The sequence below is a fragment of the [Rhizobium] kunmingense genome (assembly GCF_977018605.1).
The window spans coordinates 604,056-625,683 of the sequence record NZ_CDRNXG010000001.1 but is presented as its reverse complement, the minus strand read 5'-3'; the positions used below and the strand labels follow the sequence as shown (position 1 = coordinate 625,683).

At 62.6% G+C, this 21,628-nt stretch carries 15 protein-coding genes; 8 read left to right on the top strand and 7 right to left on the bottom strand.

All coding sequences use genetic code 11. From position 1 onward, the window contains the following. Window positions 1-10 precede the first annotated feature (10 nt). Both AC0JZ4_RS03165 and pdeM read left to right on the top strand, forming a co-directional pair. Window positions 11-2,524: a ligase-associated DNA damage response DEXH box helicase gene (locus AC0JZ4_RS03165; protein WP_471887769.1), complete on the top strand. Its 2,514-nt coding sequence runs from the start codon at window positions 11-13 to the stop codon at window positions 2,522-2,524. A gap of 22 nt (window positions 2,525-2,546) precedes the next feature. After that, a complete protein-coding gene (gene pdeM, locus AC0JZ4_RS03160; RefSeq protein WP_471887768.1) occupies window positions 2,547-3,275 on the top strand; it encodes a ligase-associated DNA damage response endonuclease PdeM in 729 nt (242 codons plus the stop codon). Between the two features lie 10 nt (window positions 3,276-3,285). On the opposite strand, the gene AC0JZ4_RS03155 is transcribed toward pdeM, so the two are convergent. From AC0JZ4_RS03155 to AC0JZ4_RS03145, 3 genes are all read right to left on the bottom strand, one after another. After that, complete coding sequence (locus AC0JZ4_RS03155) at window positions 3,286-3,723, bottom strand: universal stress protein (RefSeq protein ID WP_471885001.1); 438 nt, start codon at window positions 3,721-3,723, stop codon at window positions 3,286-3,288. 98 nt (window positions 3,724-3,821) lie between these two features. Next, entirely contained in the window at window positions 3,822-4,562 is a 741-nt protein-coding gene (locus AC0JZ4_RS03150) for an anti-sigma factor (RefSeq protein WP_471885000.1), read from the bottom strand. After that, window positions 4,559-5,113, bottom strand: a complete 555-nt coding sequence (locus AC0JZ4_RS03145) for a sigma-70 family RNA polymerase sigma factor (RefSeq protein ID WP_471884999.1) — start codon at window positions 5,111-5,113, stop codon at window positions 4,559-4,561. The genes AC0JZ4_RS03150 and AC0JZ4_RS03145 overlap by 4 nt, the downstream gene beginning before the upstream one ends. 283 nt (window positions 5,114-5,396) lie before the next feature. On the opposite strand from AC0JZ4_RS03145, the gene AC0JZ4_RS03140 reads away from it, so the two are divergent. Further along, complete coding sequence (locus AC0JZ4_RS03140; RefSeq protein ID WP_471884998.1) at window positions 5,397-6,185, top strand: DUF4394 domain-containing protein; 789 nt, start codon at window positions 5,397-5,399, stop codon at window positions 6,183-6,185. Between the two features lie 51 nt (window positions 6,186-6,236). On the opposite strand, the gene AC0JZ4_RS03135 is transcribed toward AC0JZ4_RS03140, so the two are convergent. The 4 genes from AC0JZ4_RS03135 to AC0JZ4_RS03120 all read right to left on the bottom strand — a co-directional run bounded on the left by AC0JZ4_RS03135 (window position 6,237) and on the right by AC0JZ4_RS03120 (window position 14,217). After that, window positions 6,237-8,003: a chloride channel protein gene (locus tag AC0JZ4_RS03135; protein WP_471887767.1), complete on the bottom strand. Its 1,767-nt coding sequence runs from the start codon at window positions 8,001-8,003 to the stop codon at window positions 6,237-6,239. A 151-nt stretch (window positions 8,004-8,154) separates the two neighbouring features. After that, on the bottom strand, window positions 8,155-8,967 hold the full coding sequence (locus AC0JZ4_RS03130) for a TIGR02186 family protein (RefSeq protein ID WP_471887766.1): 813 nt from the start codon (window positions 8,965-8,967) through the stop codon (window positions 8,155-8,157). Beyond that, window positions 8,964-9,890 (bottom strand): sulfite exporter TauE/SafE family protein, encoded by a 927-nt coding sequence (locus tag AC0JZ4_RS03125; RefSeq protein ID WP_471884997.1) that lies wholly within the window; start codon window positions 9,888-9,890, stop codon window positions 8,964-8,966. Before AC0JZ4_RS03125 ends, AC0JZ4_RS03130 begins: the two co-directional genes overlap by 4 nt. 349 nt (window positions 9,891-10,239) lie before the next feature. Next, the gene (locus AC0JZ4_RS03120; protein ID WP_471884996.1) at window positions 10,240-14,217 is read right to left on the bottom strand and encodes a peptidoglycan-binding protein; all 3,978 of its coding nucleotides are present in this window, start codon (window positions 14,215-14,217) and stop codon (window positions 10,240-10,242) included. Between the two features lie 472 nt (window positions 14,218-14,689). On the opposite strand from AC0JZ4_RS03120, the gene AC0JZ4_RS03115 reads away from it, so the two are divergent. The 5 genes from AC0JZ4_RS03115 (at window position 14,690) to AC0JZ4_RS03095 (ending at window position 21,591) form a co-directional block, all read left to right on the top strand. Then, window positions 14,690-16,483: an acyl-CoA dehydrogenase C-terminal domain-containing protein gene (locus tag AC0JZ4_RS03115; protein WP_471884995.1), complete on the top strand. Its 1,794-nt coding sequence runs from the start codon at window positions 14,690-14,692 to the stop codon at window positions 16,481-16,483. A 236-nt stretch (window positions 16,484-16,719) separates the two neighbouring features. After that, window positions 16,720-17,928 carry an acetyl-CoA C-acetyltransferase gene (locus tag AC0JZ4_RS03110; protein WP_471884994.1) on the top strand — a complete coding sequence of 403 codons (1,209 nt, stop codon included), beginning with the start codon at window positions 16,720-16,722 and terminating at the stop codon, window positions 17,926-17,928. Window positions 17,929-17,940: 12 nt separating this feature from the next. After that, window positions 17,941-18,153, top strand: coding sequence for a hypothetical protein (locus AC0JZ4_RS03105; protein ID WP_471884993.1), 213 nt, complete (start codon window positions 17,941-17,943; stop codon window positions 18,151-18,153). 32 nt (window positions 18,154-18,185) lie between these two features. Next, window positions 18,186-20,402: an FAD-dependent oxidoreductase gene (locus AC0JZ4_RS03100; protein ID WP_471884992.1), complete on the top strand. Its 2,217-nt coding sequence runs from the start codon at window positions 18,186-18,188 to the stop codon at window positions 20,400-20,402. A 226-nt stretch (window positions 20,403-20,628) separates the two neighbouring features. Continuing rightward, a complete protein-coding gene (locus AC0JZ4_RS03095; protein ID WP_471884991.1) occupies window positions 20,629-21,591 on the top strand; it encodes a bile acid:sodium symporter family protein in 963 nt (320 codons plus the stop codon). The last annotated feature ends 37 nt before the right edge of the window (window positions 21,592-21,628 follow it).

Genomic DNA, 21,628 nt, shown 5'->3' with positions numbered 1-21,628 from the left:
TGTGGATCGCATCGAACCGAAATCCCCCGGCAATCAGGCCGCCACTCTGCCCGCGCCGTTCCTCAAATGGTTCGCGCAAAAGGGCTGGCAACCGCGTGCCCATCAGCTCGAACTTCTGGGCCGCGCGCAGGCCGGCGAAAACATGCTGCTGATCGCCCCGACGGGCGCCGGCAAGACGCTGGCCGGTTTCCTGCCCTCGCTGGCCGACCTCGTGGCGCGCGGAAGGAAGCCCCCCGGCGCGGCCTTTGTCGGCATCCACACGCTCTACATTTCGCCATTGAAGGCGCTCACCGTCGATATCGAGCGCAACCTGATGAAACCGGTCACCGAGATGGGCCTCGCTGTGACGGTGGAAAATCGAACCGGCGACACTCCGCAGTCCAAACGCCAGCGCCAGAAACTCAACCCGCCCGATATCCTGCTCACCACGCCCGAGCAGCTGGCGCTGCTTCTGGCCAACGGGGAGGCTGCACGGTTTTTCAAGGACCTGAAATATGTCGTCCTCGACGAGCTGCATTCGCTCGTCACCTCCAAGCGCGGGCATCTTCTCTCGCTCGGCCTCGCACGGCTTCGCAAGCATGCGCCAAAAATGCAGACGATCGGTCTGTCCGCCACGGTCGCCGATCCGATGGATCTGCAACGCTTTCTCGTCCCTCAGGGCGAAAGCCCGGCTGCACCCGCCGGCCTCGTGCATGTGACGGGCGGAGCCGCACCCGATATCAGCATTCTCGGCACAGACACGCGCATCCCTTGGTCCGGCCACGTCTCCACCTATGCCATCCCCGAAGTCTACGAGGAAATCAGGCGGCACAGGACGACGCTGATCTTCGTCAACACCCGCTTCCAGGCCGAGCTTCTGTTCCAGACGCTGTGGACCATCAACGAGGACAATCTTCCCATCGCCCTGCATCACGGCTCGCTCGACGCCAGCCAGCGCCGCAAGGTGGAGGCGGCGATGGCCGACAACAAACTGCGCGCCGTCGTCGCCACCTCGACGCTCGACATGGGGCTGGACTGGGGGGACATCGATCTCGTCGTCCATGTCGGTGCGCCGAAGGGCGCCTCGCGGCTTGCCCAGCGCATCGGCCGTTCCAATCACCGCATGGATGAGCCGTCCAAGGCCATTCTCGTTCCCGCCAACCGGTTCGAGGTGATGGAATGTCAGGCTGCCCTCGACGCCAACTATATCGGCGCGCAGGATACGCCTCCTGTCGGTGAGGGCGCGCTCGATGTGCTGGCCCAGCATGTGCTTGGCATGGCCTGCGCCGAACCCTTCGATGCACTGGAACTCTATGACGAGATCACGTCCGCATCGCCCTATGCCGGCCTGCCATGGGAAACCTATGAGCGGATCGTCGATTTCGTCGCCACCGGCGGCTATGCACTGCGCTCCTATGAGCGCTATGCCAAGATCAGGAAGACGCAGGAGGGCCGCTGGCGCGTCTCCAACCCGCAGGTCGCGCAGCAATATCGAATGAACCTCGGCACCATCGTCGAGGCTGCCGAACTGAATGTCCGAATGGTCAGGCGCAACGCCAAGGGCACTTTGGGCAGGGGGGGCATGTCGCTCGGCAAGGTCGAGGAGTATTTTCTCGAACAGCTGGTGCAGGGCGATACCTTCCTCTTCGCCGGCAAGGTGCTTCGTTTCGAAGGCATCCGCGAAAACGAGTGCCTCGTCTCCAACGCCTTTTCGCTCGACCCGAAGATACCCGCTTATGCCGGCGGCAAGTTTCCGCTCACGACATACCTGGCCGACCAGGTGCGCGCCATGCTGGCCGATCCCGGCCGCCACACGGCGCTGCCGGATCAGGTTCGCGACTGGCTGTCGATCCAGCTCGAACGCTCCATGTTGCCGAAACAGGACGAGTTGCTGATCGAGACGTTTCCGCGTGGAAAACGCTTTTTCATGATCGCCTATTGCTTCGAGGGCAGGCTGGCGCACCAGACGCTCGGCATGCTCTTGACCCGTCGGCTGGAACGCTCCGGCGCCCGCCCGCTCGGCTTCGTCGCCACCGACTATTCGCTTGCCATCTGGGGGCTGAACGATATCGGCGCTATGATCGGCGAGGGCACGCTTCGCCTCTCCGATCTTTTCGACGAGGACATGCTGGGAGATGATCTCGAGGCATGGCTGGATGAAAGCTTCATGCTCAAGCGCACCTTCCGCAATTGTGCCGTGATTTCCGGCTTGATCGAGCGCCGACATCCCGGCAAGGAGAAGACCGGTCGGCAGGTGACGGTCTCGACCGACCTGATCTACGACGTGCTGCGCTCTCACGAGCCGGACCATATACTGCTTGAGGCAACCCGCCGCGATGCTGCGACGGGGCTTTTGGATATCGGCCGCCTCGGCGATATGCTGGCGAGAATCAGAGGCCGTATCACCCACCGTGATCTCGATCGCGTTTCGCCGCTGGCGGTGCCGATCATGCTGGAGATAGGCAAGGAGAGTGTACCCGGCGAGGCGCAGGATGCCGTGCTTCAGGAAGCGGCGGACGAGTTGATCGCCGAGGCGGGGCTCTAGGATTGGAAAGACGACGACATTGATGCATCGCATAGGCCTCGCCGCCCAGCCCAGGATGATCGGCCAGACCGCCGGCACGCAGGAAATCATCGTCCATGGCGTTACAGCCGTCTGCGATCCGCTCGGAGCTCTCTACCTGCCGGAAACACGCATGCTCGTCGTCTCGGACCTGCACCTGGAAAAAGGTGCCGCCTTCGCACGCCGCGGCATGCTGCTGCCGCCCTATGATACGCTCGCCACGCTCAACATCCTCGCAACCGTCATCGCCCGCTATGATCCGAAGGTCGTCGTTTCCCTCGGCGATAATTTTCATGATCGTCGCGGTTCCGAACTGCTGCCGGAGACCTTGCGCGGAATGATTGTCGACATGGCGCTTGGCCGCGACTGGATCTGGATCAACGGCAACCACGACCCGGACGGCACGACGGATCTGCCGGGTGTGTCGAGCGACGAACTCGTCTATGGCGGCCTCGTCTTCCGGCATGAGCCGAGCCTGATCTCGGCCAAGGGCGAGATCGCCGGCCACCTCCATCCGTCGGCCACCGTCCGCCGTCGTGAAAAGTCCGTCCGCCGTCCCTGCTTCGCCAGCGATGGACACCGGCTCGTCATGCCGGCCTTCGGCGTGCTCTCCGGTGGCCTCGATCTTCGCCACAAGGCGATGCAGGGTCTGTTTCGCCAGGAAACCCTGATCGCTCATCTTCTCGGCCGCGACCGCATCTATTCGGTTCGATACGGCAACCTTACCGGCTGACCGGTTCTCCTCAGCGATAGACCAGCACCGGCAGCTTGGAGCCGGCCAGCACTTTCATCGTCACGCTGCCCAGCATGAATGCCTTGAAGCCTGATCTGCCATGTGAGGCCATGATGATGGCGTCGCTGCCTTCCGCTTCCGCCGTCTTGACGATGCAGCCGGCCGGATCGACGCTCTGCTTCTTGACGAGCCCGCATTCAAGGCCGCGCTGCGCTGCCGCTGCCTTGGCGTCGTTGAGAATGCCGTCGGCCTGCTCGTTCGCCCGCTGTTCGTATTCCGCATAGGCGATGTCCATTCCGACAGGATAGACGGTGAAGACCTGTAGTGGTTCGATCACCGCCAGCACCGTTACCTTGGCGTCCGCCTCGCGGGCGAAGTCGAATGCCTTTTCCAGCGCCTGGGTGGAAAGCGACGAGCCGTCCGTGGGGATGAGGATGTGCTTGAACATCGTTTTGGACCTCTTTTGGGTGACCTCCCTTGGTCGGGGTCACCTTTGCATGGTCACGATGCCGCACATTGATTTGGCGCAACAAACAGGTCGAAAGCTTATCGCGCCAGCTTGGCAAAGCCCTTTGCCAAAATCGGCCCCGTCGGTCGCCCGGTCGGTGAGCCGCCGGCCTGCTCCAGTGTGATTTCGTAAAGCTGCGCATCCTGCGGCCGTGGCAGGGCCGAACCGCTGAGCTGTGCCGAATGGGCCTCCTCCAGAAGGCCGAGCGACATCGGCCCCATCTCGCGCGAGGGCAGCGTCCAAACCTGCATCGTCTTGTCGGCGGGGACGGCAAAATCGGCCAGCAGCCGCACATGTGCCGTATCGTTGCCGAAGTCCTCGACGACGGCCCGTATTTCACCGGCGTCGTCGATAAGCACCGCCACCACCAGCGGCTCGACGGTACGCATGACACTCCAGACGAGGCCGACTGCAAGAATCAGCGATGCGGCCATTGCTGAAATCGCCGCCGCGCGCCAGCTGGCGCGGACCCCGCGGTCCCCCATATTGTCATTGCCGGCGGTCGGCAGATGCGGAGAGACCGTTGCTATGGAAACCTCGCCTGCTGCGGACTGTTCGGGCAGCCTCTCCGCGATCCCATCCCAAAGGCCGGTTGTCACGGCGGCGGGTTCGACCCCGGTATCGAGCGGCAGGAACTGTTCACGCGCCTCCGCAATGGCTTCCGTCAGCGCCGGATTTCTTTCTATCTCGGCTTCCACGCGCTCCGCATCGGCCTTGTCCAGCAGACCCAGCACATATTCGTCGGCAATGGCGGCAAGATTGTCGGGGTCAAACCTCATGCCATGCACTCCCGCAGGGTCAGCAGGCCTCGGCGTATCCATGATTTCGCCGTCCCGAGCGGCAGTCTCAGCCGTCCGGCGATCTCGCCATGGGTATAGCCGCCGACATAGGCCATCAGGATGCCGCGACGGCGGATCTCGTCCAGTCGGCCGAGACATTCCTTCAGCCGGCTGTTGCGATCAAGGCGGTGCCACGCGGCCATGATCTCGTCCAGCTGCTCGCCGTCTTGCAGTATTTCCAGCCGGTCCTCGCCGACCAGATCCTCGCGCTTTCCGTCGCGCAGCATGTTGAGCGCCCGGTTGCGAACGATTGCATATATCCAGCCTCGCGCCGAGCCCCGTTCGGGCCTGTATTGATGTGCGTGGGTCCAGATGCGGATGAACGCCTCCTGCACGACTTCCTCGGCAAGTTCCCGTCGCTTGACGATGCGCTGCGCCACCGCCACCAGGCGGCCGGCTTCGGCATCGAAGATCCGGCGCAATCCGCTGCGGTCACCCTTCGCGCAGGCGCTGAGCGCGGCTTCGAAATCCGTCGATTGGTCTGTCGCCAAGGCCAGGCCGTCCTCTCTCCCTGAATACCCGCGCATCTGCGAACATTCCTCAACTGCTGTTTTAACGGCGAACATGCGCTCGTCCAGTCTTTCCGGTTTCCCGCAGCCGCTCAAGGACCGCATATGGAAGACACCGCGAACGGGGAAATGGATGCGAGGCGAAAAAATATTTCTGCTCGCTGCATCCAGAGGCCGCTTCCCGCGTGTCTCACCATCAAGAGCGATGAAAAGGCCGTGCGCCGGATCGTTCTTGACGATTTTGGAAACACAACGGGAGAAAGTCATGAACATCGCTCAAACCGCATTTGCCGCTTCCACCATGCTGGTTGCGTCCGCCGCTGCCGTTTCGGCTGCTCCGGTCCTCGGCCTTGCCGGCGACAAGACACTCGTCATGTTCGATACCGAAAAGCCGGCGGTCACCAAGACCATGGACGTCACCGGCGTCGACAAGCTCGTCGGCATCGATTTTCGCCCCGGCAACAAGACAGTAATCGGCGTCACCCCGGACCATGCGATCGTGACGATCAATCTTGAGACCGGGGCTGCGACCGAAGTCGCCAAGATGGACAAGATGCTGACCATGACGCAGGCCCCGGTCGTGGTCGATTTCAACCCGATGGCCGATCGCCTGCGCTTCATGACCGGCACGACGAACCACCGCGTCCATCCGGATACCGGCGCTGTAACCGTCGACGGCGTACTCGCCTTTGAAGACGGCGACATGCACAAGGGTGAAACGCCCAACATCGTCGCAGCCGCCTATACGAATTCGGTCGGCAAGCCGGAAACGACGGCGATGTACAATATCGACGCGACGATCGGTGCACTGATCCAGCAGACCAAACCGAACGACGGCACGCTGAAGGCGATCGGCAAGCTTGGTATCAAGGAAATGCCCGCGACCTACGCCTTCGATATCCAGGGCATGGAAGGCGGCAGCAACACCGCCTATCTCGCAGCCAACAAGATGCTCTACACTGTCAATCTGGAAACCGGGGCGGCGACCGAAGTCGGTGCGATCACCGGCACGGAAAACGAGATCCGCGATATCGCCATTCTTCCCGCCATGTAATGGCCGGTTGAGCAACGAACATGAGGGCGAAGCCGAGAGCTTCGCCCTCCTTTATATCTCGCCCGACATCTCTCGCCGGCGTCGGTCCAGTTCTTCCGTATAGCGCCGCAGCGTATGGCTTTCCGAAAGCTGGCCGACCACCTTGCGCTCGATCTGGTTGTTGACCACCGCCAGCGCTTCCGCTTCCGTCCGGTCGAACATTGCGGCCGCCTGCTTGGCGTTCATGCTGCGCAACAGCACGTCGCTCTTGAACCGGATGAAGGAGGAAAGCTCCGGCTTTTCCTCGGCCCCTTCTGTGGCCGCCGAATAGATGTCGGGGATCAGGATCATGCCGAGATACTTGTCGCCCTCGTCCACCACGATCACCCGCTGCGCTGAACCGAGCGGAAACTCCTTGCGGAACTCATCGAGCGTCATTCCGGCCTTCGCGGTCTTCACGTCGGCGCGCATCAGCTTGTCGACGGTCAGGTTGCGGATCCAGCCGATATCGTGGGCGCTGCGAATGCTTTCACCGCGCAGGTGAAAGCGCCATGTCGCGAACGAGTATCCGAATGTGGTTCGCACCATGACCGACGAGGTGATGACGGCCGCCAGCGCCAGCGCCGTGATCGGAAAGTCGCCGGTCACTTCAAGCGCCAGGAACGTCATCGTCAGCGGCCCGCCGATCACGGCCACCGCCATGGCGCTCATGCCGATTACCGCATAGACCACCGGCGTCAGCATCGAATGGGCAAACAGGATCGGTGTCGCATAGGCAAACAGCTTGCCCAGCAGCGCGCCGAGGAACAGTGAGGCGAAGAACAGGCCACCACGGAAACCGGCGCCGATGGTGATTGCCGAGGCCACCGACTTCAAGAGCAGCAACCCGAGCACCGCGCCGATAGCCATCTCCTGATTGAGGCTCTCGTGCAGCGCGCCATGGCCGGCCGAAAGCACTCGTGTATCGATCAGCGCCAGAAGCCCGACGATGATGCCGCCGAGCGCCGGACGGAAGATCGGCGAGATCGAGCTTTGCCGCGCCAGTTCCTCGACCTTGGAGACGCCCTTCATCAGCAGGATCCCGCCACCGGCGCAGACCATGCCCAAAACGACGGCCGGTACATAATCCGCCGGCACCACGCTGCCGATCTCGCCGATATCGATGGCGAAAGCGTCGCCTACGAAAATCCTTGTCACGAAAGTGGCCGTCAGGGCCGAAACGACCACCGGCGCAAGGCTTATGATCGTGTAGGTGCCGATGATAAGCTCGAATGCGTAGAACGCACCGGTCAGCGGCGCGTTGAAGGCCGAGGCGATGGCGCCTGCAGCGCCGCAGCCGACGAGAATGCGCAGGTCCTGCCGGCGCAGCTGCAGCAGGAAGCCGACTTTGGAGGCGATGCCGGAAGACAGCTGCGTATAGCCGGCTTCGAGCCCGATCGAGGCGCCGGAGCCGTTGGAGATGAGGTTCTGCACCGCAACGATGATACTGTCGGTCAGCGATAACCGTCCACCGTGCAGCGCATTGGCCTCGATCGGGTCGACCATCGGCTTCTTGCGCCATTTCCGCAGGATCAGGAACACCAGCCCCATCGCCACGCCGCCGGCGGCCGGCGCCCACAGAACGGTCATCGGGTCGAGATTGGTGGCCGAACTCAGCCGCTCGCCCGGCTGCATTGCGAAGATGATGTGCTGGATCTCGTGGGCGATGAAACTCATTGCCGCAACCGCGAGGCCTGCAAGCACGCCGATCACAGCCGCCACGACGATGAGGCCGAACTCGCTGCGCCGGACGGCCAGGCGCAGCTGCGCCGGATGCAGCAGGTGGCGAAAGTCCGGCATGCGGTCTTTGAGATGATGCAGCACGGTGCGGGCGAATTCGCTTGCGGGCATTTTGGCCTAACTCAGGCAATCGCGACGGGTTTGAAGCCGGTCCGGCGTCCGCGATTGCGTTGAAACGGAAAACTAGTGCGCTGGTCGGCGAAGCAAAGTGTCATTCCTTGCGGAACATCACGCTCGCACCCCAGCCTGTCAGCATGGCGATGACGACGCAGAAGAGGCCGTAGAGAAGCGGACGCTCATGCGCTGCATCGGTGATGGCCTGTTCCAGGCCGGTCTTGATGACGCGCAGCGGTATCTCGCGCTGCATCACCAGCGTGCCGCCCTTGAACAGGTAGGAACGCACGACATGCACGCCGTTCGGCACGTTTGCCGGCAACCGCAGCGAAGCGCGAAACAGGCTGGAGGAAACGAAGCGGACGCCGCTCGTTTCCCGCTGATAAAGGCCGCTGGAAAGCTTGAGCCGGCGATAGGCCTCGCGGAATTCGGAAAGCTCGCCGACATCGCGGATATAGCCGGTCGGATTGAGCGCCAGATGCTCGATGCCGACGCCGGTGGCGGTCAGCGGCGGCAGCTGTGTCGGGTCGTCGAGCTGGCGCGTGGCGGCGATCGAATAGCTTTCCGGCACCTGCTCGAACGTCATCGAATCGGTGTTGACCCAGATGCCGAGGACCCGTTCCTTGCGCCGCACGGTGGCATAGTCGCGCGGGCCTTCGAGCGTGACGATCACATCGTAATTGCCGATCGCGAGCAACAGGTCGTCGGCATTGGTGATCGCGCCGAAGACAGTCAGGTCGGCGCCGCGAAAGTCCGACGTGATGGCGATTTCCGTCGTCGACACGCCGATATCGAGACCTTCCTTCACCGACGAGGCTTCGCCGATCGGCATCTGCGCCATGACCGGCGAAGCCGGCACGGCGACCAGGAAGGCGAGGCAGGAGAGAAGGGCGAGGCGGGAACGCATCAGTAACCGATCCCCCCGACGGCGACCGAATAGAGATCCTCCGGCCGCACGAAAAGCCCGATGGCAAGACGGATGCCGACGGCAAGAACCAGCAGCGCCAGAAGCGCGCGCAGCTGCTCGCCGCGCAGCTTCTGCCCCACCCGTACGCCGTATTGCGCACCGATCACGCCGGCCACCATCAGGATGAAGGCGAGCACGATATCGACCGAATAGTTGGTCGCTGCCTGCACCATGGTCGTATAGGCGGTGACGAAGATGATCTGGAACAGCGAGGTTCCGACGACGACATTGGTGGGGATGCGCAGCAGGTAGATCATCGCCGGCACCATGATGAAGCCGCCGCCGACACCCATGATCGAGGTGAGGATGCCGATCGCGAAGCCGAGCATCACCACCGGTATGGCCGACAGATAGATCTTCGATTTCTTGAACCGCATCTTCAGCGGCAGCCGGTGAACCCAGTTGTGCTGGCCGGGGCGCTTCAGGGGAAGGGGCTGGTTGAGCTTCGCCTTGCGCATGGCGCGCAGGCTTTCCTGCAGCATCAGCACGCCGATCGTGGTTAGAAGCACGACGTAGAGGATCGAGATGAACAGGTCGAGCTGGCCGATGCGCCTCAGCCAGGAGAAGATCCAGACGCCGACCGTGGCGCCGACCAAGCCCCCGGCCAGCAGTACCGATCCCAGCTTCATGTCCAGCGTCCCGCGCCGGAAATGGGTGATCGCCCCGGAAACCGAGGAGGCGACGACCTGGTTCGCGCCGGTCGCGACAGCCACCACGGGCGGGATATTGTAGAAGATCAGCAGCGGCGTGATCAGAAACCCGCCGCCGACGCCGAACATGCCCGAGAGGAAGCCGACGGCCGCGCCCATGCCGAGAATGATGAAGATGTTCACCGACAGCTCTGCGATGGGCAGGTAGACAGTCACGGTTGAGACCCCGGCAAGGCGATTTGGCGGAAGGCCTGTATTCTTTTAACCGGCAGCCCGCTGAAGTGGTGAAGGATGATCTCACATGCCGGGTGAACAAGGCATGAAGATGTTTCCCCTCATGCGCCTGCTCATCTGCCAAAGTCAAACCGCGCAGGCCGCCGTTCGGTTCGCCGGATCGCCGATCGGAGCGTTTTCCATGAGGCGTGGCGAATATGCCGCGTCACCGCAAACCCTGTCGGCTTAGTCGTGATTGAAGTGTGGTCGCCGCTGACGCGCGCAAAAAAGCCGGACCGGAGGCAGAGCCGAGCGCTCAACCATCCGATCCGGCGACTGGAGGCCGTTATCCTCAGTTGTTGCGGGCGAGAAGTTCCTTCACCATTGCGTCGTCAACCATGCCGGTCGGCTCCTGGCCGACGGAGGTCTGGAAGGACTTGATCGCGGCGACCGTACGGGCGCCCATCTTGCCGTCGGGTGCGCCGGCATCGAAGCCGTTCTGGTTCAGGATCGCCTGGATGTTGCGGATCGCCTTGTTCATGTCCACCGAGGCGGTGGTCAGGCCCTTGCCGCCGGCCCATTCGTCGGGCAGGGCCACGGCGTTGGCGCGCGGGTCGAGGGGCTTTGCGGTCCAGGTGTCCAGCTTGGCACGGGCGCTGTCCAGCTGTTCCTTGCGCATCGCGTTTGCCACTTCGTCGCGCTTGGCCGCGGCATCGCTGTCGCCGCCCTTGGCCGCAACGCCGAACCACTTGTAGGATTCTTCCAGGTTCTGGCTGACGCCGTTGCCACGGGCATAAAGGATCGCCAGGTTGAACTGGCTGTCGGCGACGCCGAGCTCGGCTGCACTGCGGAACCACTCGATGGCACCGGCATAATCCGGCTGTCCGGTGGCGCCGGAGGCGAGTAGGACGGCGAGATTGTGCATGGCGCTGGCATTGCCGGCTTCCGCGGCCTGTTTGTACCAGGTCACAGCCTCACCGAGATTGCGCTCGACGCCGGTTCCCTTTTCCAGAAGGTTACCCATCCGGTATTGCGCCGGGGGCAGGCCGCGATCGGCAGCCAGCCGGTACCATTTGGCGGCTTCGCCAAGATCCGTCGTCACACCGCGGCCATCGCTGAAGCGGGCACCGATTTCGAACAGCGCATTGGCGTCACCGCCGGCGGCGGCATCGGCCAGCGACTTCGGTTCGATCCCGGCCGGGATTTCAATCGGAGCCGAGGTCTCGGTGGCCGCAACGCTCGATGAAGCAGGCGCAGTTTCGCTCGCGGGCGTTTCGATGGCCGGAGCGGATGCACTCATCTCGGGGGTGTTTGCGGCCGGCGCGTTGGTCTCGGGCGCGAGACTGACGGATTGGTCGCCGGTATCGCTCGTGGAAAGCTGTGGCTCGACCGTAGGAGCAATACTGTCCTGCGGAGCCTCGGTTTCCGGCGGGCGAACCATCGACGCGCTGGACATATCCTGCTGCGGCAATTCCGCCGCCGGCTCGCTCGGGGCGGCCATGTCGGCCGGCGGGACGTTTGCGGCGATTTCAGGTGCCTGCTGGCTTCCTGTTACGGTCTTGATCAGCGGCATCGCCATCAGCGCCAGAAGAACGGCGCCGACAGCCATCAGGATCGGGCGGCGATGACGCGAAAATGCCGAGCCGCCCTGCGCATCCTTGACACCGGCAAGTTTTGCCTTGCCCTTCGGCTGGGAACCCATCTGCGAAGGATCGGCTTCCTGCGCGGCGGCCTTGGCGGCGCGGCGGGCGGCGGCAATGTAATCGGCGCGATCGCCGGTCTTGTCGGCGCTGCGGTCGCTGGCGAACTCACCGGCAGCCTGGCTGGCACGAACGCGCTCGAGGATCTTCTTCACGTCTGGCGCGCCGGAGCCCGGTTCCAGAAGCTCGTTCGCCCGTTCCGGCGGCAATACGTCGCCCAGGTCCTCGGACGTGTCGACGACATCGTCATCCATCGACGGATCGATCGATGGCGTCGGATCGACAAGTGTGCGGGCCGGCGTTGCCGCATCGCGGCGGTCGCCGCGATGGAAGCGACGAGTGAGCCCGCCGAGAAGGCTTGTCCGGGCCTGTTTCGGCTCGTCTTCGACGACAGGTTCCGCAGCGGCGGGAATGTGATCGGCCATGGTCGAGCCGATCGCACTCGTCTCCTTCAGCCGGGCTTCCACCAAGCGTGGCTCGCCCTGCGCAACGTCGAGGCTCGCAAGCTCGCGGGCGACACTGGCGGATAGGACCGGCGCGGCCGTCGATGCCGCAACGGTGGCCGTCTCCATCTGGCGATAGGCTGGTTCGTGATAGGCGGGCGCGGCATTGCCGAAGGATGCCTTCGGTGCCGGTTCCTCGGCGCGCGTGTTGAATGCGATGCCGCCGGCGACATGGCTTTCCAGGTGGTCCAGGCGGTCGGCGATCTGCACCAGCGTGCCATGCAGTGCTTCGAATGTCTGGTGCGTGCGGCTTTCCGAACCGCGCGCCAATTCTTCAAGATGCTTGAGGTCGTCCGCCAATGCCGAAAGGGCAGCCATATCGGCGCTCGCCCCCGGCGTGCCGGGCGTCATGTTGCGCGAATAGGCCTCGACCACCGCTTCTGCGGCCTGGCGGGCGGCTTCGACGATGTATTCGTCATTGGTCGCCATATAGCCTTCGATCGCCGCCATGCGGTTGTCGAATTCGGCAGGCAGCACGGCCGGTGCGCTCGGCTGGGCCATCAGCGACGAGAGATTGGCAATCTGGGCCTCGAGCGCCCGCAAGGCGTCGTCGTTGCCGCTTGGGGCCGAGGATGCCTCGTCCAGTCGTGCGGCGATATCGGTAAGTCTGTCCTCGATCCGCACAAAAGCAGCCTCGTCGGCTGGGTCCTGACCGCGCTGCGGCTGCTCCATCTCCTCGATGCGGCGGGCAATCTCGTCCAGCCGCTCACCAAAGCCTTCTGCACCGAAGCTCGTATCCAGCGCATCGATCTTGCGGGAAATGTCGGAAAGATAGCCGGTGAATTCCTCCTGCTGGCCGTGCGGCTGCAGCTGCTGCACCAGGGTGGCGAGCTGTTCGATCCGCTCTTCAAGCCGGGCTGCGGCCTGATCTTCCGCGAGTTCGTCGATCTTGCCGGTCAAGGCTTCGATGCGGCTGGAAAGCGCATCGGTCATGCTGTTGTCGGAGGCGGAGCGGCCGATCGTCTCGACCTGTTTCAGCAGCACTGAAAACCCGCTTTCGAGGCGCTGCATGGCGCGCTCGTCATGGGTATTTCCCGGTGCACGGGTATTGGCGGCGATCGCCCGGCTGATTTCGTCGAGACGCTGGTCCAGCTGGCCGAACTGTTCGCTGAAGGCCCGGTCGTCCGGCTGCATGCGCGAGCCGAGCTGTTCCATCATGCCGGCAACGGCCAGCAGTTTCTGCTCCAGTGCGCGGATGACCGGGCTGTCGGCCATCAGGCCGAGCTGGTTGCGCATTTCGTCGATCCGGTAGGCGACCGAGACAAGTTCTTCGCGCAGCGCGGCGTTGTCGCCTTCCTGCATGCGTTCTTCCAGCCCCTGCCAATGGTCATGGATCTGCCGCAGCGAATCTTCCCGTGCCAGGCCTTCGATTGCCGAACGCAGGTCTTCCAGTTCCGAGCGCAGGCTTGCGGTTTCGGGCGTCGGCTGTGCCGTCAGGTGGTCGATGCTCTGTGAAAGCCGCGCGATGTCGGACTGCACGTCCTTGGCGAAGCGACGGTCTTCGGCCTGCAGCTTGATCGCACGCACTTCCTCGCGCAGCGCTCGCATGTCGTCCGAAAAGCCCTCGGCAAGATCGTGCTTAAGGTCGCGGCGCAGGCCGGTGAGGGCATCTGTGAATTCGCGCATGTCGGTGCGGCGCTGGTTGGCTTCGGCGACGCGGGTCGAAATGGCGGGCTGGCGAATGTCCTCGCGACGCGTCGGTGTTGCGTGGCGCATGTCGGAACGCGCTTCACCGCGCACCGGCGGCCTTGCCTCTGCATGAGGTTCCGGCATGCGCGGGCTCGATTGGGCAACGTAGCGCTGCTCCTGCAGCCGCGGCGTGTCGTGATGGCGAGTGGAATTGGCGGCTTCCTCCAGCATCCGCTGGCGCTCGCGGATTTCCGCAAGCGGATCGCGCTGCCGCTCGGCATAGGGGGCAGGCGCGGTTGCGGCATTGCGTGGGGTGCGGGTCTCCACCTGGGCAGGCGAGGTCGAGCGTTGGTCGGGTGCCGGAACGGGCGCTCGGCCGGCGCCGGCCATAAGGCCCTGGATGCGCGCTTCCAGTCCCTCGATGGTGCGGCTCAAGGCATCCAGGGACGAGCGGTCGCGGTCGCCGTGACGAGGGTGTGCCGATCGTGATCCGTTCATGTGCTCGCTCGCTTCGACGTTGATCCTGCCGGTTCGACCCTGAACATACCCCGGAGAATTCCTCCATAAGTATATTCGAATATTATGTGAACCTTACGCAAGACTTGCCATTGTGACGGATTGAAGCTTCCGCTTCGGATAATGCTTTGCACCGTCAGATCGCCCACTATGTCGGAAAACATGGTAAACAAGCCGTTAAGCCGACCAAAAATTTTAACTAAATGATAACTACCTAATATTCACTGGCGCACCTGACCTCGCCGGCCAAGCCCCTATATTGACGCCTCAAATGCCGGAATTTGATCTCGTTCCGAGATTGACGTTTACGCGCACGTCAATTAAATGAGATATGCAAGAGCTGGCAGTGTTGCCGCATCGCCGCGAAAAGTTGATTGCAGCTTTCACGCGGCTGAAATGTGGGAGACATACAGGTGGCATCGCCAGCCATGGATGACAGAGAGGATGCTCATCAATGCCGGTCTACAAGGCGCCTGCCGCCGATACGCTTTTCATTCTGAACGATGTGCTGGGTCTCGAACGCTACGGCAACCTTCCCGGTTTCGCCGATGCGACACCCGACATGATCGAGGCGATCCTCGGCGAGGCCGCGAAGGTCGCGGAGGCGACGCTATTTCCCCTCAACCTTTCGGGCGACCGGGAAGGCTGCATGCGGCATGATGACGGTTCGGTCTCCGTGCCGAAGGGCTTCAAGGAAGGTTACGACCAATATTGCCAGGGCGGCTGGATCGGTCTCGCCGTGCCGGAGGAATTCGGCGGGCAGGGGCTTCCCTATACGCTGCATGCGGCCGTCGGCGAATACATGTCGTCCGCCAACATGTCGTTGATGATGTATCCGGGCCTGACGCAGGGCGCGATTGCCGCCATTCTCGTACACGGATCGGACGCGCAGAAAGCCGCCTATCTGCCGAGGATGGTGGAAGGCACATGGTCCGGCACCATGAACCTGACCGAGCCCCATTGCGGTACCGATCTCGGCCTCTTGCGCACCAAGGCCGTTCCGCAGGGAGATGGTTCCTATCGGATTTCCGGCCAGAAAATCTTCATCTCCGCCGGCGAGCACGGCATGACCGAAAACATCATCCATCTGGTCCTCGCCCGCATCGAAGGCGCGCCTGAAGGCACCAAGGGTATATCGTTGTTCATCGTGCCGAAAGTCATCGTTGGAGAGGATGGGGCGCTCGGTGCCCGCAACGGTGTGACCTGCGGCGCGATCGAAGAAAAGATGGGCATCCACGGCAATTCCACCTGCGTCATGAACTATGACGATGCCACCGGCTATCTCATCGGCGCGGAAAACAAGGGCCTTTCGGCCATGTTCGTGATGATGAACGAGGCTCGCCTCGGCGTCGGCCTGCAGGGCCTGTCGATCGCTGAGGTCGCCTATCAGAACGCCGTCGCCTACGCCAACGAGCGCATCCAGGGCCGTTCGCTTTCTGGGCCTAAGGCACCGGACAAGAAAGCCGATCCGATCATCGTCCATCCGGATATCCGTCGCTCACTGATGACGATAAGATCGTTCAACGAGGCCGGCCGCGCGTTCCTGCTCTGGACTGCGCTCAAATCCGATGTAGCTCACCGCTCGCCGGACGAAAAGGAGCGCCAGAACGCCGACGACCTGCTTGGTCTCGCCACGCCGATCCTGAAAGGTGTGTTGACCGACAAGGGCTTCGACCACGCGGTGATGGCGCAGCAGGTCTTCGGCGGCCACGGCTATATCGAGGAACACGGCATGAGCCAGTATGTCCGCGATGCCCGGATCGCCATGATCTACGAAGGCGCCAACGGCATTCAGGCGCTCGATCTGGTGGGGAGAAAACTGGCGCTCAACGGCGGCCGCGCCGTCATGGCGATGTTCAAGGAGATCGGCGATTTCTGCGAGGAAAACCGTTCCGACGAAGCAATGGCCCCTTTCACCAAGGGCCTGAAAAAAGGCCTCAACGACCTCCAGGCGTCGACCATGTGGTTCATGCAGAACGCCATGGCCAAACCCGACAATGCCGGCGCCGGTTCCACCGACTACATGCACCTCTTCGGCCTCGTCACGCTCGGCTACATGTGGGCGCGCATGGCAAAGGCCGCGCAGGAAAAGCTCGGCGGCGGTGATCCGCGCGAGGATTATCTGAAGAATAAACTGGTGACGGCACGCTTCTATATGGAGAAGATCATGCCCGAAACCGCCCTGCGCAAGGTGCGCATCGAGGCGGGTGCGGATAGCGTGATGGAACTGGCGGCCGGGGCGTTTTGAGGCTTTGTCGCCCTTGTCTTGCACGGCCGCCCATCACCCTAACCCTCTCCCCGTAAACGGGGCGAGGGGACGTGCCTCGTTCAACGTTCGAGGGGGATGGGGACGTTACTGCATGCGTCCTTCTCCCCGTCCGAACGGGGAGAAGGTGCCGGCAGGCGGATGAGGGGCAGCCGCGCATATTACAAATTCGAGGGTGCCCCGCGCACCCCACACGATGACACGGGAGAGATGACACCATGACCGAAGTCTTCATTTATGACCACGTGCGCACGCCGCGCGGTCGAGGCAAGAAGGACGGCAGCCTGCACGAGGTACCTTCGGTACGCCTTGCCGCAAAAACGCTGGAAGCCATCCGCGACCGCAACGGTCTTGCCACCGAAACCGTCGACGACATCATCATGGGCTGCGTCGATCCGGTGATGGACAGTGGCGCCGTCATCCCAAAGGCGGCCGCGTTCGAGGCGGGGTATTCCACAAAGGCCCCCGGCATGCAGATCTCCCGTTTCTGCGCCTCCGGCCTCGACGCCATCAATTTCGGCGCCGGCAAGATCGCCGCTGGTTCGGATGACATCGTCATCGCCGGCGGCGTCGAAAGCATGTCGCGTGTCGGCATGGGCATGTCCGGCGGTGCCTGGTACATGGACCCTTCGGTGAACTTTCCGTCCTATTTCATGCCGCAGGGTGTCTCCGCCGACCTCATCGCCACCAAATACGGGTTTTCGCGCGATGACGTCGATGCCTATGCGGTCGAAAGCCAGAAGCGCGCCGGCAAGGCCTGGGATGCCGGTTACTTCAAGAATTCCGTCATCCCCGTTAAAGACCAGAACGGCCTGATCATCCTCGATCGCGACGAGCACATGCGCCCGACCACGGACATGCAGGCACTGGCCTCGCTCAACGCCTCCTTCCAGATGCCGGGCGAAATGGGCGGTTTCGAAGCCGTCGGCATTCAGGCCCATCCGGAAATCGAGAAGATCAACTACGTCCACCACGCCGGCAACTCGTCGGGCATCGTCGATGGCGCGGCAGCCGTGCTGATCGGCTCCAAGGCGGGCGGCCAGTCTCTGGGCGTGAAGCCGCGTGCCCGTATCCGCGCTTTCGCCAATATCGGCTCTGACCCGGCCCTGATGCTGACCGGCCCGGTGGATGTCACCGAAAAGCTGCTGGCCCGCACCGGCATGACGATTGCCGATATCGACCTGTTCGAACTCAACGAAGCTTTTGCCGCCGTCGTGCTGCGCTACTGCCAAGCCTTCGACATTTCCCACGACATCATGAACGTCAACGGCGGCGCGATTGCTATGGGCCATCCGCTCGGCGCCACCGGGGCGATGATCTTGGGCACGGTCCTCGACGAACTGGAACGCCGCGATCTGAATACCGCACTGGTCACGCTCTGCATCGGCGCCGGCATGGGTACGGCAACGGTGATCGAGCGGGTTTGATGGGTGGGGACGATGAAGCGTGAGGTCTACAAAAATGAGAAAAATGAGATTCAGCGCCAATTCGCCCAGCATCATCTGGAGAAGGATATGGCTGACGATTATCAGGCATCGCTAGGTGTCGATCCGGTTGAGCACGCACGTAAGCTCAGAGGAGAAAATCGTGGCCTGATCTTGTTCCTGGCCGTTTTGCTTGGGGGCTTCGGCTTGCTCCTCTGGCTGTCGTAAAATCGAGATTTCAGGGAAGAGGAAATCCCACCATGAGCACCTACAAGAATTTCACCATTGAAACCGATGCTGACGGCATCGCCCTGATCACATGGGACATGCCGGGCAAAAGCATGAACGTCTTCACCGTCGAGGTGATGGACGAACTCGAGGCAATCCTGAAGCAAACTGTAGAGGACGCCACCATCAAGGGCGTCGTTTTCACCAGCGAAAAATCCTCTTTCTCCGGCGGTGCAGACCTGACGATGATCCGCGGCATGTTCTCCATGCTGCAGGATGAACGGGCGAAGGACCCCGCAGCCGCCGCGCAAAAACTGTTCGATGTCGCGGGCCGCATGACCTGGCTGTACCGTGCCATCGAGACCAATGGCAAGCCATGGGTCTCGGCCATCAACGGCACCTGCATGGGCGGCGCGTTCGAACTGTCGCTCGCCTGCCACGGCCGTGTCGTCTCCAATGCGAAGTCCGTCAAGCTGGCATTGCCCGAGGTCAAGGTCGGCATCTTCCCCGGCGCTGGCGGCACCCAGCGCGTATCGCGCCTCACCGATGCCCAGTCCGCCCTGCAGATGATGACGACCGGACAGTCGCTCGCCCCCGCTCGCGCGAAAGCCATGGGCCTCGTCCATCAGGTGGTCGAGCCCGATCAGCTCGTCACGGCTGCCAGGCAGATGATCAAGGATGGCCTCAAGCCTGTCGCCCCCTGGGATGAGAAGGGCTTCAAGGTCCCCGGCGGTGGCGTATGGACCCCGGCCGCCGCCCAGCTCTTTCCCGCAGCCCCCGCCATCCTGCGCCGCGAAACCGCCGGCAATTATCCCGGCGCGCTCGCCATCCTGAAATGTGTCTATGAAGGCCTGCAGCTTCCCTTCGATACGGCGCTGAAAGTCGAACAGCGCTATTTCACTCAGGTCCTGCAGACGACGGAAGCCTTCTCGATGATCCGCTCGCTGTTCATCTCCATGCAGGAACTGGGCAAGGGCGCTCGCCGCCCGGCGGGAATTCCCAAAAGCGAGTTCAAAAAGGTCGGCGTCGTCGGCGCCGGTTTCATGGGCGCCTCGATCGCCTATGTCACGGCCGCCGCCGGTATCCCGGTCGTCCTCATCGACCGTGATCAGGAAGCCGCGAACAAGGGCAAGTCCGTCTCCGAAAAGCTGGTGGCCGATAGCGTCGCCAAGGGCCGGCTGACCAAGGAAGAGGGCGAAAAGCTGCTCTCCCTCGTCACCCCCACGCCGGATTATGCGGCGCTGTCGGATGCCGATCTCGTTATCGAGGCCGTGTTCGAGGATCGCAAGGTCAAGAAGGCCGTCATTGAGCAGATCGAAGCGGTCATCCCCGAAACCACCATCTTCGCCTCCAACACCTCGACCTTGCCGATCACCGGTCTGGCGGAAAACTCGAAACGCCCGGACCAGTTCGTCGGCGTGCATTTCTTCTCGCCGGTTGAGAAGATGATGCTCACCGAAGTCATTCTCGGCGAAAAGACGGGTGACAGGGCGCTGGCGGTTGCGCTGGATTTCGTCGCCAAGATCAGGAAGACCCCGATCGTCGTCAACGATACCCGCGGGTTCTTCGTCAACCGCTGCGTCTTCCGCTATATCAACGAGGCCTATGACATGCTCATTGAAGGCGTGCCGGCAGCGATGATCGAGAACGCGGCCAAGATGGCAGGCATGCCGGTCGGCCCGCTATCGCTCAACGACGAGGTCGCAGTCGACCTGTCCCAGAAAATCATGAAGGCTTCCATTGCCGACCTGGGCGAGGCCTCGGTCAAGCCCGGCCATATGGCGCTGATCGACAAACTCGTGAACGACCTCGATCGCCGTGGCCGCAAGAACGGTCAGGGCTTCTATGATTACCCGCCCAAACCGGCGAAGAAATCGCTGTGGCCGGGCCTCAGGGATCTCTATCCGCAAAAGCCGGCAGCGGAAATCGACGTCAATGTGCTGAAACAGCGCTTCCTCGTGACCATCGCGCTGGAAGCGGCACGCACGGTCGAGGAAGGCATCGTCACCGATCCGCGCGAGGCGGACGTCGGCTCCATTCTCGGCTTCGGCTTCGCGCCTTATACGGGTGGTACGCTGAGCTATATCGACGGCATGGGCGCAAAGGCCTTTGTCGCATTGGCGGAAAAGCTCAGCCGCCAGTATGGCGATCACTTTGCCCCGACGCCGCTGCTGAAGGACATGGCGGCGAAGGATGAGACCTTCTACGGACGGTTTGATCCCTATGGGACACTCGGCAGGGCCGCATAGGGCCTGTCTCTCCCACGCGCCGGCTGCCGTGTGATGGGGTTCGTCGGAAAATGGGTTCCTGAACCCACTCACGCCTTTCCTCGCCGGACTATTCGGATTGCCGTCCGGGTATTCCGGCGAGATTTCGAGGATGTTCCCGGCGAACCGTTAGGGCCGAGGGCGACCTTGACAGGACACGCACCAAGGTTACACCGCGCGACACTTTATATCGTTCGGGAGTATTTTTTTGAAATCCTTGGTAACCCTATCCAATTTTGTCGGCAAGACCTTCGCCATCTGGGTCATCGTCTTCGCTGCTCTCGGCTTCTTCCTTCCGGAAACCTTCAGGCAGGTGGCGCCATGGATCGTCACGCTTCTGGCGATCATCATGTTCGGTATGGGCCTGACGATTTCGGCTGACGACTTCAAGGAAGTGGTCAAGCGCCCGGTCGATGTCACGATCGCAGTGCTTGGCCAGTTCATCATCATGCCGCTGCTGGCCGTCATCCTCACCATGATCATCCCCATGCCGCCGGAAGTCGCGGCCGGCGTCATCCTCGTCGGCTGCTGCCCCGGAGGCACCTCGTCGAATGTCATGACCTACCTTGCCAAAGGCGACGTGGCCCTGTCGGTGGCCAGCAGCTCGGTCACCATGCTCGCAGCGCCGGTCGTGACGCCGTTCCTGGTTTGGCTGTTCGCCAGCCAGTATCTTCCTGTCGATGGCTGGGCGATGTTCATGTCGATCATCACCGTCGTCCTGGTTCCCCTGGCGCTGGGTGCGGCGCTGCAGAAGATCATGCCGACGGTCGTCAAGGCCGCGGTGCCGGCCCTGCCGCTCGTCAGCGTCGTCGGTGTCGTCCTCATCGTCGCAGCCGTGGTTGCAGCGTCAAAGGCTTCGATCGTCCAGTCCGGCCTGCTGATCTTCGCCGTCGTCTTCCTGCACAATGGCCTCGGCTATCTGCTCGGCTATTTCCTCGCCAGGGCTTCCGGCCTGTCGTTTGCCAAGCGCAAGGCGATCGCGATCGAGGTCGGCATGCAGAATTCCGGTCTCGGTGCGGCTCTGGCAACAGCCTATTTCTCTCCGCTTGCGGCGGTGCCGAGCGCCATCTTTTCCGTCTGGCACAACATTTCCGGCGCGCTTCTTGCCAACTGGTTCTCCGGCCGGCCGGACGAGGAAGCCAAGGCAGAGCTGGAGCGGCAGACTGCTTGAAGCACGGTCTTTGAAAACGGTGTGAAATCAAAAAGGG

Bases quoted from the DNA above. Each gene is read 5' to 3' on its own strand.
- AC0JZ4_RS03140 (WP_471884998.1), top strand. From the start codon at position 5,397: ATGAACATCGCTCAAACCGCATTTGCCGCTTCCACCATGCTGGTTGCG.
- AC0JZ4_RS03110 (WP_471884994.1), top strand. From the start codon at position 16,720: ATGACCGAAGTCTTCATTTATGACCACGTGCGCACGCCGCGCGGTCGA.
- AC0JZ4_RS03100 (WP_471884992.1), top strand. From the start codon at position 18,186: ATGAGCACCTACAAGAATTTCACCATTGAAACCGATGCTGACGGCATC.
- AC0JZ4_RS03150 (WP_471885000.1), bottom strand. From the start codon at position 4,562: ATGAGGTTTGACCCCGACAATCTTGCCGCCATTGCCGACGAATATGTG.
- pdeM (WP_471887768.1), top strand. From the start codon at position 2,547: ATGCATCGCATAGGCCTCGCCGCCCAGCCCAGGATGATCGGCCAGACC.
- AC0JZ4_RS03105 (WP_471884993.1), top strand. From the start codon at position 17,941: ATGAAGCGTGAGGTCTACAAAAATGAGAAAAATGAGATTCAGCGCCAA.
- AC0JZ4_RS03155 (WP_471885001.1), bottom strand. From the start codon at position 3,723: ATGTTCAAGCACATCCTCATCCCCACGGACGGCTCGTCGCTTTCCACC.
- AC0JZ4_RS03135 (WP_471887767.1), bottom strand. From the start codon at position 8,003: ATGCCGGACTTTCGCCACCTGCTGCATCCGGCGCAGCTGCGCCTGGCC.
- AC0JZ4_RS03120 (WP_471884996.1), bottom strand. From the start codon at position 14,217: ATGAACGGATCACGATCGGCACACCCTCGTCACGGCGACCGCGACCGC.
- AC0JZ4_RS03115 (WP_471884995.1), top strand. From the start codon at position 14,690: ATGCCGGTCTACAAGGCGCCTGCCGCCGATACGCTTTTCATTCTGAAC.